The 11,377-nt window shown below is 35.1% G+C and carries 11 protein-coding genes; 7 read left to right on the plus strand and 4 right to left on the minus strand.

What is annotated here, in order from left to right:
• The first annotated feature begins 8 nt into the window (after positions 1-8).
• Entirely contained in the window at positions 9-1,256 is a 1,248-nt protein-coding gene (locus M1D66_RS11320; protein WP_001063070.1) for a DUF1015 domain-containing protein, read from the plus strand.
• A 142-nt stretch (positions 1,257-1,398) separates the two neighbouring features.
• A complete protein-coding gene (locus tag M1D66_RS11325; RefSeq protein WP_000783832.1) occupies positions 1,399-1,908 on the plus strand; it encodes a DUF4303 domain-containing protein in 510 nt (169 codons plus the stop codon).
• Between the two features lie 427 nt (positions 1,909-2,335).
• Here the strand turns inward: M1D66_RS11325 and M1D66_RS11330 are convergent, their stop codons facing one another.
• The gene (locus M1D66_RS11330; protein ID WP_000454094.1) at positions 2,336-2,746 is read right to left on the minus strand and encodes a DUF3224 domain-containing protein; all 411 of its coding nucleotides are present in this window, start codon (positions 2,744-2,746) and stop codon (positions 2,336-2,338) included.
• 858 nt (positions 2,747-3,604) lie between these two features.
• Positions 3,605-4,087: a hypothetical protein gene (locus M1D66_RS11335; RefSeq protein ID WP_000823364.1), complete on the minus strand. Its 483-nt coding sequence runs from the start codon at positions 4,085-4,087 to the stop codon at positions 3,605-3,607.
• A gap of 448 nt (positions 4,088-4,535) precedes the next feature.
• Between M1D66_RS11335 and M1D66_RS11340 the strand changes: the two genes are divergently transcribed.
• The 5 genes from M1D66_RS11340 to M1D66_RS11360 all read left to right on the plus strand — a co-directional run bounded on the left by M1D66_RS11340 (position 4,536) and on the right by M1D66_RS11360 (position 9,227).
• Positions 4,536-5,177, plus strand: a complete 642-nt coding sequence (locus tag M1D66_RS11340; protein ID WP_149149792.1) for a hypothetical protein — start codon at positions 4,536-4,538, stop codon at positions 5,175-5,177.
• 331 nt (positions 5,178-5,508) lie between these two features.
• Entirely contained in the window at positions 5,509-6,348 is an 840-nt protein-coding gene (locus M1D66_RS11345) for a YitT family protein (protein ID WP_000747497.1), read from the plus strand.
• Positions 6,349-6,500: 152 nt separating this feature from the next.
• Positions 6,501-7,178 (plus strand): response regulator transcription factor, encoded by a 678-nt coding sequence (locus tag M1D66_RS11350; RefSeq protein ID WP_000781961.1) that lies wholly within the window; start codon positions 6,501-6,503, stop codon positions 7,176-7,178.
• 1 nt (position 7,179) lies between these two features.
• Positions 7,180-8,556, plus strand: a complete 1,377-nt coding sequence (locus M1D66_RS11355) for a sensor histidine kinase (protein WP_242555137.1) — start codon at positions 7,180-7,182, stop codon at positions 8,554-8,556.
• A gap of 200 nt (positions 8,557-8,756) precedes the next feature.
• Entirely contained in the window at positions 8,757-9,227 is a 471-nt protein-coding gene (locus M1D66_RS11360) for a DinB family protein (RefSeq protein WP_242555138.1), read from the plus strand.
• Between the two features lie 151 nt (positions 9,228-9,378).
• Here the strand turns inward: M1D66_RS11360 and M1D66_RS11365 are convergent, their stop codons facing one another.
• Positions 9,379-10,638, minus strand: a complete 1,260-nt coding sequence (locus tag M1D66_RS11365; RefSeq protein ID WP_086385043.1) for an MFS transporter — start codon at positions 10,636-10,638, stop codon at positions 9,379-9,381.
• Between the two features lie 69 nt (positions 10,639-10,707).
• Positions 10,708-11,331, minus strand: a complete 624-nt coding sequence (locus M1D66_RS11370) for an ArsR/SmtB family transcription factor (protein WP_000805790.1) — start codon at positions 11,329-11,331, stop codon at positions 10,708-10,710.
• Positions 11,332-11,377: the final 46 nt, after the last annotated feature.

Raw genomic sequence — 11,377 nt, forward strand, 5'->3', positions numbered from 1 at the left:
AGAGGAATGTGGCAAAAATACGACCGTTTCGGGCCATTCGTCCAGTAGAGGAAAAAGCGGCACAAGTGGCAGCTTTACCGTATGACGTATTAAATAGTGAAGAGGCAAGGGAAGTTGTAAAAGGGAATCCATATTCTTTCTTGCATGTTGATAAAGCAGAAATTGATTTAGATCCTGAACTGTCACCGTATGATGATCGCGTGTATGAAAAAGCGGGAGACAATTTAAAGCAATTTATACGAGAAGAAGTGTTCATACAAGATGAAGAGCCAGCGCTATATATTTATGAACTGACGATGCAAGGAAGAACGCAGTCAGGCCTTGTCGTTTGTACATCTATTGATGAGTATGAAGATGATACAATTAAAAAACATGAAAGAACACGTCATGAAAAAGAGCTAGATCGTATTCGCCACGTAGATGTGTGTGACGCAAATACAGGTCCGATTTTTTTAACGTACCGTACAAAAGATGAAGTAAAGCATTTAATTAGAAGCTGGAAAGAAGAGCATGCGCCAATTTATACATTTACAGCAGAAGACGGTGTTAAGCATGTTGCGTGGAAGATTGCAGATGAAGATGTAATTACGACTTTAGTAAACGCATTTGAAGATATTCCTAATCTTTATATTGCAGATGGGCATCACCGTTCTGCATCAGCTGCAAAAGTAGGACTTATGCGAAGAGAACAATATCCAAATTACACAGGAGAAGAGGAATTTAATTTCTTCTTATCGGTTCTATTCCCTCATGATGAATTATCGATTTGGGACTATAACCGAGTTGTGAAAGATTTAAATGGCTTATCAGAGGAACAGTTTTTAAATCAAATTACGCAGTACTTTTATGTAGAAGAAGCACCTGTTTCTCCGTATAAACCAAATGAGCCCAAATCATTTGGTATGTATGTAAATGAGAAGTGGTATAAGCTCACAGTGAAAGAGGAAACGTTTGATGCGAATGATCTTGTTAGAGGTTTAGATGTATCTATCCTGCAAGATCATTTATTAAGCCAAGTGCTTGAAATACATGATCCGCGTTCTGATTCACGCATTGATTTTGTTGGCGGAATACGGGGGCTAGAAGAACTAGAACGCCTTGTGAACAGCGGCGAATACAAAGCAGCATTCGCATTATATCCGACATCTATGGAAGATTTATTAGCAATCGCAGATGCCGGAGAAGTCATGCCACCGAAATCAACGTGGTTTGAACCGAAACTGCGTAGTGGGTTGTTTGTCCATTCTTTAAAATAAATAGACTTCTTTAGTTAGAAAAACCGAAATGATTTTAGTTTCGGTTTTTCTTATTTTGGCTCAGTAAACGTTTAATGTTGATTTTAATGTTAAGATTGAAATATGTAACAACAGGTCGCTACAAAAAAATGGAGGAAATACGATGAAAATGCAGCTGCAAAAAAGTTTTTATGTTGAATTGAAAAATGCAATTCGTTGTCATTATAACGAACTTTTAACAAGATGCGGTGTTGACACAATATACGGGTACTCCATATTAACAGACGATTGTGTCAATAGCATTGGACCAGTGGCAAATAAAGAAAGACTAATCAAAGTTAATAAATCGGACCCTTTATACAATTATTATAGATACGGAGCTGTTGAGTGGAGCGAATGGGACGATTTTGGAATGTTTGATGAAGTGAACAAAATTATTAAGAAATATCATAATATCGTCGAAGATGACTTTAACATACGAGTACATACACTGTTGAAAGAAACGTTAAATGTGTTAATGGAACTTGAATCAGAAGGGTTGTTTGGAGATAGAGATGATAATCGATTTATTGTCATTTGTGTAACTGATTCATCGAACGAAATCATGATTGAATCAGCTCGATTGCTTAATACATTAAAGACATACGAAGAATATGCTTCAGAATTTGCATAAGAATGAACATAAGTAAAACTGCGCTCTATAAGAGGCGATTTTCATTTAATAGAAAGTCACCAATTAATAGTAACCATTCGTTGTGACGTAACCATTGAACAATTAGAACCTGATGAAAAAACGTCCAAAGATAATTAAAATGTTTATATGTATGAATCAACTTGGAAAAGAAGTAATGCAGGGGAGCTTTTCAGGCATTATTCTTTGATTGGTAGGAAAAGTAATGAATAAGTGGGCCCCCGCTGCCTCTCAGGCTTAGAGTTTTAATTTCCCTCATAACGAAAATTTGATGTATCGTTGAATACTGATAATAAGACGTTATGTAATATACTCTGTTCTTTTCTTAACTATTAGAAAATAGGTGATGGATAAACTCGTCAACAAAAAGGACATTCCTAGTATTACAAGAAATGTCCTTTCCACTAAATTATAAGGTATTTTGCTGAAATTCAAACTCTAAAATTAGTTTACTAGTTTGACCTGTAAACTGATAATTATAGGATCCTCTCAGGTTTTCTAAGTTACCGGTAGCTTTAATAATTGTTCCTGGGGAATCTAAATTTCCTTTATCAAATATTCCTTGCTCTATAGCTGTAAATGTCCCTTGTTGCCCCTTATAAATTCCTTCAAAGTGTAAAAAACCAGAAATTTTAGCAGTAGCCAAGTGACCATCATTTATATTTGAGTCCAAATAATATAATAAGTATTCAACAAAAGCTTTTCCTTGTAATTCCCCATCGATATCATATTCAACATGAGCAATATTAATAGGGAAATCTTTTTTATTATCATCGATTGGTTTTTCATCCCACTTACTTACTGTAAATGTTACCTCCATACACGTAAATCCCCCTTTATCATTAGATAAGTAATCTCCATATCATTTAAAAAGTACTAATTCACAGTCATATCTTATAGGAGTGTTTTTATTTATTTAAGCTCTGTCATATCGTTATCTTATCTCAGAATCACCTGCGCTTCCCCATGAAGGACTTACTGTCGCCACGATATCTTCTGCTTGTAACCTCTTTGGTTTTATTAACATGTTAACTCCGCTGCTACAGAATGTAATGGACTACGATTATACAAACTGTATTATTGAAAAACATGATGTATGACATTAGTTTCTTCATCATCAATTCGTTTACCTGCTGGGATTCAAGAATTCAGTCTTAGTGTTGAATATAGGAATAACCAATTTATATTTGAAAATTACAGTATGCAACATTGTATGAGAAAGACGGTTGATATTTTCTGCAATCTGTAACTGTAATGATTATAAGTTGGTCATATTCAATCCGAGAAATAAAATCATCATGAATGGAGAGGTTATAGCTTTTCCTGAACAAGAAAGCTATCGCCTTTAGGCATGGGAGGAAAGGGAGGTTTGATACGGATTGTCCCTAAAAATCGCAACGTTCGTGGTACTTTAAGTGTCCGAAGTATAGATAGATTCTTCGTTTTTTTTGATTTTTAGGGAATTATTCTTTAATTAGTAGATAGAGAGGTAAAATAAAAATACACCTAATTAATAGGTGTATTTTTTAGACTTGAAAACCACATATGTATTGGAGATTTCTCTTAGTTAGAATGTATCACAATAGAAATCATGTATATACATAATATTTGTTACATCGAATGGTTTCCTTGTAAGTATATGAAAATGGTAATCTAAATAGATTTTAATTTTGTTAACTTACCAACCTGTACTATGTTCAGAATTAGCAGGGGCGCCGCCAGTATTGCCATGAGATTCAACTTTCGGAGCAGGGAAATGTGTATGCCCTTCTTGTTTAGGAGCTCCACCAGTGTCGCCGATGTTTAAAGCAGGAGCGCCGCCAGTATCGTCACGGGAATCTAATTTTGGAGCAGGAGTATCACCAACATTTAAAGCAGGAGCGCCAGTATTACCATGCGCTTCTAACGTAGGAGCAAAGAAGTCAGCGTGACTCTCTTTTTTAAGAGCCATTCCTTCCCCATGAGTATTTGTATAAGAAGGAGCCCAAGTGTCGCCATGTGAATCTAATTTAGAGCTTAGATCAGCATGTGTCTCTAGTTTTGGAGCAGGAACATCGCCATGCTCTGCTTTTACAACGCCCCCATCCCCAATATTTACACCAAAAAGACCAAAGCTAAACACTGATAACCCTACAACAGCTGTACTAATTTTTCTTTTCAATCTATCTCTCTCCTTTTTATTGTTTTATTTCATTTTGTCTAAACGTGGTAGATAAAATGAAATGAATCGTAAAAAAATACAATTATATTACGATATACGAATAATTCTGTGTAATATTTTGTAAAACCTCCTTGAAATTTGAATTTTATGGAAATAAAATTCGACATGGTTCATTTTTCAACTAGTTGAATAGATTTTGATTGAGTTTTTATAAAGCTATTCATTAACCTTAGGACCGAAAGTAGATCTTAATTTCTTTATACCGTGGTCATAAGGTTATTTTAGCTTTGAATTAAATTAAAGCCCTCTTGCTTTATATTTAAAAAGTACAGTATGCATCATTGCATGAGAAAGAGGGTTGCTATTTTTTATATACTGTAACTATAATAGTTACAGGTTGGTCGTATCCAATCAAAAATAAAATCATCATGAATGGAGATGTTTCATAATGGGTATGAAAAAAATAATTTTAGCAGGTGCTTTAGGGATCGCAGCATTATCAGGAACAAATGTACCAGGATTAGAACTAACAAAAGCGAGTGCAGCTTCTATTGAATCGAATTTCTCGACGTTAGAAGGACGAGTAGTAGAAGTAGATAACGGTGTGATTGTTGTAAAATCTAAGCAATATGAGGAACCTGTTAGTGTGTATATTGATTCACTTTCAAACGTGAAAGTAGGAGATGAAGTAAAAGCTACTGGATCTATGATGCGTAATTTTACAGAATATATGGTTGCAACTGCAGTTGAAAATACAACAAACAAGTTAGGTATGCACATGAAAGAAGATGGCTCACCTAATTATGTAATTGGAGAAGTATCAAAAGTAGGAACGATGGAAGATGAGGGAGACAGTGCTACTAAATATGTTGTAGTTGAGTATCCATCGTTAAATGGGAAGAAAGATATTATTGATGTTTTCTTAACAAAGGGACAAGTATTTAATGTGGGTGAGAAAGTGAGAATTGATATGAAGTATGTAGGGTGGGGCGGAAGTTCTATTAACTGGAACACAGTTGACCATATTGAAAAAGTTCATGAAGCAAAGACGAACGTTGAAAATAATGATGATGTATGGATTTGGTCTTAATAAGGCGAGTATAAATCGTTATTTGCAATTTTCTCCAAACAATACATGTAAAAACTAAATGTATCATGCAGTACCCATCTAATTATCATTGTGTATGACAATTAGATGGGTACTTTTTTATTTGAAATTTGTGCAAGTCAATGTTCAGCATTTCTTTTTAAGAGTAAATTACGGGTGAAATCAAAACTTTATTTGCAGTACATAATAAATAATGTTGATTTTTTATCTTATATTAAAATAAAAACAAACCACTGTTCGATTTGAATATTCCACGATATAATAGTGAGAGTTTATGGCAGAATAAATATTTACATAAGAAGTGAGGTACTGTATGAAAAAAAGAACGACAGACATTATTTTTATTATTATCGGTGCATTTCTTTTTGCGTTAGGTGTCAATTTATTTGTTATTCCGAACGAGTTTGGTGAGGGCGGGGTAACAGGTATCACGATTATTACGTACTATTTATTTGAGTGGTCACCAGGTTTAGTTAACTTAATTTTAAATGCGATTTTGTTAATAGTCGGTTATAAATTTTTAAATAAGATTACAACGATTTATACGATTATCGCTGTAGTGACCAACTCGCTATTTCTTCATTTAACAGAAGGCTGGACGATTGCTTCTGATGAAATGCTCGTAAATGCCATTTTCGGTGGAATATTTATTGGGTGTGGTATTGGTCTAATCATTCGTGTTGGCGGAACAACTGCAGGTACTACGATTTTAGCAAGAATGACGCATAAGTATTTAGGCTGGAGTATTAGCTATGGTCTACTGTTCTTCGATTTAATCGTTGCGTTTTCATCTTATTTCATCATTGGTGCAGAAAAACTGATGCTGACAATTATTATGTTATATGTAGGAACGAAAGTAATGGAATTTGTAATTGAAGGTTTAAATCCGAAAAAGGCCATCACGATTATTTCTGATAAACCAGATGAAATTGCTGGGAAGGTGACGACTTTAATGGGTAGAGGGGTTACTGTGTATTCAGGTCATGGCTATTACACGAAAACTCCGAAGGAAATTCTTTATGTTGTTATTAATAAGCAAGAAGTAGTGAAGCTAAAGCGGATTGTTCAAACTACAGATCCAGCTGCGTTCATCGCTATACACGATGTTCGTGACGTGTTCGGAGAAGGATTTGTTGATATTTCGAAGGCTTAAAAATTGTTTTTGATTAAAATAAACTTAATACTAAAACGTGAGAATCTATTTTGAATCATCTGTTTTCAAAATAGATTCTTTTTCTTTTTCTTGCAAAAAATCCAATTGTTTCTTAATGTAGTGATGTAGAAGGATGAACGAGAGAGGGTTTAATGAAGATGATACATATTTTATTAGCTGATGACGATAAACATATTAGAGAGTTATTGCATTATCATTTACAAAAAGAGGGGTTTAAAGTTTTTGAGGCGGAAGATGGAAAGGTAGCGCAAGACGTATTAGAGAAGGAAAACATTCATCTTGCGATTGTAGACATTATGATGCCGTTTGTTGATGGTTATACGTTATGTGAAGAAATTCGGAAGTATCATGATATTCCTGTTATTTTATTAACTGCGAAAGACCAGTTAGTGGATAAAGAAAAAGGATTCATTTCTGGTACAGACGATTATATCGTAAAACCATTTGAGCCAGCTGAAGTCATTTTCCGTATGAAAGCTTTATTACGTCGTTATCAAATGCTGAGTGCAGATATTATTACGTTGCACGGAACGACAATTGATCGAAAAGGTGTAGAAGTAAAGTGTAACGGTCAAACAATTTTGCTTCCTTTAAAGGAATTTGAGCTATTATCACAACTTGCTAGTTATCCTGGAAGAACATTTTCAAGAGAAGAGTTAATTGAACTAGTATGGGGAATGGATTTTGAAGGGGATGAACGAACAGTTGATGTTCATGTGAAAAGGCTCCGAGATCGTTTCTCAAAACGAACGGATGATTTTCAAATTACGACAGTACGCGGACTCGGATATAAGTTGGAGCTGAAATAAAATGAAATCACTATATTCTAGATTTGTATTTATGACGGTCGGTATTATGCTACTTAGTAGTATTATCGGCTTTTTATTAACGAACGTATATTATCAAGTGAAGTTAAAACCGTATAATAGTGAAAAGATTTTAAAGTATGCGGAAGAAGTTAAGTCATTATATGAAAAGCAAAGTGAAGAAAATCAAGAGGCGTACTTACAATCTATTGCGAAGTTAGGGTATGAAATTTATATTGTAGATGATCAAAAGAATGGAAAGCGTATCGGCAATGCGTTTCGTAAGACGTCTATTAGCGATGCTACTGTTCATAAAGTATTGCAAGGGGAAACGTTTAATGGTGTTTCTACGTATCCAACGCGTCTCTTTATTACAGGTTTTTTCGATAATGAATTAATAAATAGTGTCGGTGTACCGGTAAAGCACGGTGATAAACAGTACGCTTTATTTATTCGTCCCGACATTCAGAACCAATTTGGCGAGATGCGAATTTTCTTAGCGGTATTACTTGGGTTTATCGTACTATTAAGCATTATCTTTATAGTGATTGCAGCAGGTTATATCGTTCGCCCAATCCGTAAATTTACGAAGGCTACGCAAAAAATTGCGAGTGGGGAATATGCAATTGAATTAGATGTAAAACGAAAAGATGAAATAGGAACGTTATCTACAAGCTTCCAAAAGATGACGAAGAGTATTAAAGAACTAGATGAAATGAGACAAGAATTTGTTTCGAACGTTTCACATGAATTCCAGTCGCCGCTTTCTTCCATACAAGGTTTTTCAAAAACGTTGCAAACAGAAAAGATGAGTGAGGAAGAAAGAAACCATTACTTACAAATTATTGAGGGGGAAAGTAAGCGAATGTCTAGTTTATGTAAACAGTTACTGACGCTCGCTTCATTAGATAAAGAAGAGAAAGTTTTACAAATAAAAGAATTCAATTTGCAGAAGCAAATTAAAGACGTCATTTTTATGCTCGAATGGAAATGGCGTGAGAAAGATATCGCTGTTGAGTTTGATGTGCCGGACATTACAATTAAAGGTGATGAAAACTTGCTTCATCAAGTGTGGAGTAATATTTTTACGAATAGTATTAAGTTTTCAAACGATGCTGGGACGATTGAGTTTTTCGTGGAAGAGTTAGAGTCTAGTGTCATTATCTCTATATCCGATAACGGAATCGGAATGGAAAAAGAAGAGATGGAACGTATTTTTGATCGTTTTTACAAAGTAGATACAGCAAGGGCAAGAAACGTAGAAGGTAGCGGTTTAGGATTGTCGATTGTGCAGAAGATTGTTGAACTGCATAACGGAACTGTTTCAGTTTATAGCACGAAAGGGGAAGGGACGACTGTTCGGGTGGAGCTTCCTAAATAGATAGAAGAGGCTGTTTGGGAACAGCCTCTTCTTTTTTGTCGCTAGTATACGTGTAAAATGAAAAAATATGAGTCATTTTAATTGCATAATCGGACGATTTTGTGGAGTGAGATTAGGAGGAAGTTTATTTAAAAATGTAGAATTTCTACAGAGTTATAAGAATTTTATTGAAACCTTAGCTATTTAGGGAGGAAATTATTTTGAAACGAATTGACTTGTTATTAAATAAACTAGATTCAACATTCGATAAAGAGAGTTGGTATGCACCGTTTAAACATGCTATAGAAGGACTTACAGCTGAACAGGCTATGTGGAAACCATCTAGTGAGGAAACGAATACCATTTGGGAGAACGTTAATCATCTCATTTATTACAAAGAGAGGCTTGCTGCCAACTTGGAAGGCCGTGAATGGACACATAACCTTGATGGAAATGAGACATTTTATCTTACTAAGCAATCTAATGATGATACGGAATGGAAGAAAGTCGTTGAACGTTCTGAAGATGCTCAACATAATTTAAGACAGGTATTAAGTGCAATTTCTGAAAGAGAGCTTGAACAAAATTCACTTGAAGGTAAATTACTGGACATCATGCTTCATGATGCTTATCATACAGGCCAAATTATTCAATTAAGGAAAATGCAGGGGGCATGGCCATCAAAGCGTTAACGGAACCTTTTAGTTGGTGCTATTGTTGAATAAATTTTAGATATTCAAACGACTTCATTGTTATATTTTTAGTGAAGTATTTTACATCCAAAATGAAATAATTATATTTTTAACCCCGTCCCCAATTTAGAACGGGGTTATGTTTGTTCTGTTATAAAGCCGCACCTTTCCCGCACTCTTCTTTAAACTGAAGCTCAAAAGTATCCGCTGTAATTTCATCAGCTTTTGGAAAAGCCCGTAATTTCGGATGAAGTAGCCATACGAGGGAAATGAATAAAATCCCGATGCTAGCAAGCGCGAAAATGAGTTGGCTACTATATACATTCGCAGTGTATCCGCCAATTAAAGAGCCGAGTGGCATAGCAATTGTGCCCATGCTTCGTGTGACTGAATTGATACGCCCAAGATATTGGTTTGGAATTACAATTTGACCAATAGTCGCAAATAATATGTTGGTCGCACCAATTGGTATCCAAGCTAAGCCGAATAAAAAAATGGATAACCATTGAAACGGTACAACTGTAGAGAGAAACCAAAAGAAAGCGCCAGTCGCAAAGCTAATAATGGAGACACGGCCAACATTATGTTTACCAACCCATGAACTGAATAGTGCTCCAATTAAACAACCGGCGGATATAGCGGCTAAAAAGAAACCATATAATTTTACACCGCCTAAAGAATCAGCGAAAGAAGGGAGTATTGCCATCGTCATACCGATTGAAAAATTAGCGACAACGGAACCGATTAAGAATACGCCCATTAAGGAACGGAAGACAATTGAAAAACCTTCTTTTAAATCAGAGAAATATTGTTTAGTTGAAAGTGATGTGCCCGTTTCGGTTTGCTTTGGTATTTTCAATGAAAAGAACAAAAGGGCAGTAATTGCGAATGTGAAAGAGTCAATTACATATAAAGTGATCGCGCCAAATAGTGCTACTAATATTCCAGAAAGCGTCGTACAAATTAAATCAATGCCTTGATATGCAAATGAGAAGAGTGAATTTCCTTTTAATAATTGTGTTTTATGCAGTAGAAGTGGTAAAGCTTTTGATTGTGCGGGATAGGCGAATTGTTCAATAAAGGCTACGATAGGCATGATGATGAGTAGTAGGTGGACTGTTAGTAGGTCGAAGTAGTGTGTAATAGGAATGATTAAAATAAGAATGCATTGCAGAACTTGTGTAATGACGAGGGTGTTTTTAATGGACCATCTATCAACGAATGGACCAGTAAGAAATTGTAATGCAGAAGGTAATAACGTAAGGGAACCAGCCAATCCAGAATAAAAAGGATTACCACTTAATTTGTATACGAGCCACATCGCGGCTACATAATACAAACTATCTCCTATGTTGGTGAAAATTCTTCCTAAAAATAATAAGAGGAAATTCCGGTTTTTTAATATGTCCACTTTATCTACTCCTTTATAATAAATTTATTCGGTAAAATAAATTTGACCGTTTATGTAAAAAAAATCGTATTACGATTTTTCTTCTTTTTTAATAAATTGCTGCATTGTTCTCTCAGCGATTTGAAGTGCAGTAGTAGAAATATAATAAGGTTTACTATTCGGATCTTTATCTGCACCTTTTGTAATTTCGTTTAATTCAGCCATTAATTCATAAAACTTTTTTACCCACACTTGAAATTGTTCTGGCGTAGCATCAAATTCCCAGCAGGATGAAACGTAATTCCACTTAGCTGGATCTTCACTTGCATTTCGTAATGTAAAAGCTTCTTCTGGTGCAGCGAGAATTTGGCTTTTCGTTCTTTCTATCATTTGTAAAAAGATTTGGCGACCTGATTCGCTTACTATCTCTAAATGAGGTAATAGATCTGTAGCAGGGGTGAAGCCTTTCGCGACAGATTGATAAAACTTTTGAATAATCCCATTCTTTTCCTCTGTATAAACGATCTCTATAAGACCATTCTTTTCTAATTCTTTTAAATGATAATGAATTTTCGCCCTTGAAATGCCGAATTTCTCAGATAGTAATTGTCCAGTATAAGGACGTTCGCATAGACGTATCATCATTTCGGCACGTAGTGGATCGCTTAATGCTTTTAGTTGGCTATAAGTAGTTAGTGTTAATACGGGCTTCAACATGATCAACTCCTTGAATTAAATTACTCGGTCAATATTATTTGAC

The organism is Bacillus sp. PK6-16, assembly GCF_056530295.1.

Bases quoted from the DNA above. Each gene is read 5' to 3' on its own strand.
- M1D66_RS11340 (WP_149149792.1), top strand. From the start codon at position 4,536: ATGGGTATGAAAAAAATAATTTTAGCAGGTGCTTTAGGGATCGCAGCA.
- M1D66_RS11355 (WP_242555137.1), top strand. From the start codon at position 7,180: ATGAAATCACTATATTCTAGATTTGTATTTATGACGGTCGGTATTATG.
- M1D66_RS11345 (WP_000747497.1), top strand. From the start codon at position 5,509: ATGAAAAAAAGAACGACAGACATTATTTTTATTATTATCGGTGCATTT.
- M1D66_RS11350 (WP_000781961.1), top strand. From the start codon at position 6,501: ATGAAGATGATACATATTTTATTAGCTGATGACGATAAACATATTAGA.
- M1D66_RS11325 (WP_000783832.1), top strand. From the start codon at position 1,399: ATGAAAATGCAGCTGCAAAAAAGTTTTTATGTTGAATTGAAAAATGCA.
- M1D66_RS11330 (WP_000454094.1), bottom strand. From the start codon at position 2,746: ATGGAGGTAACATTTACAGTAAGTAAGTGGGATGAAAAACCAATCGAT.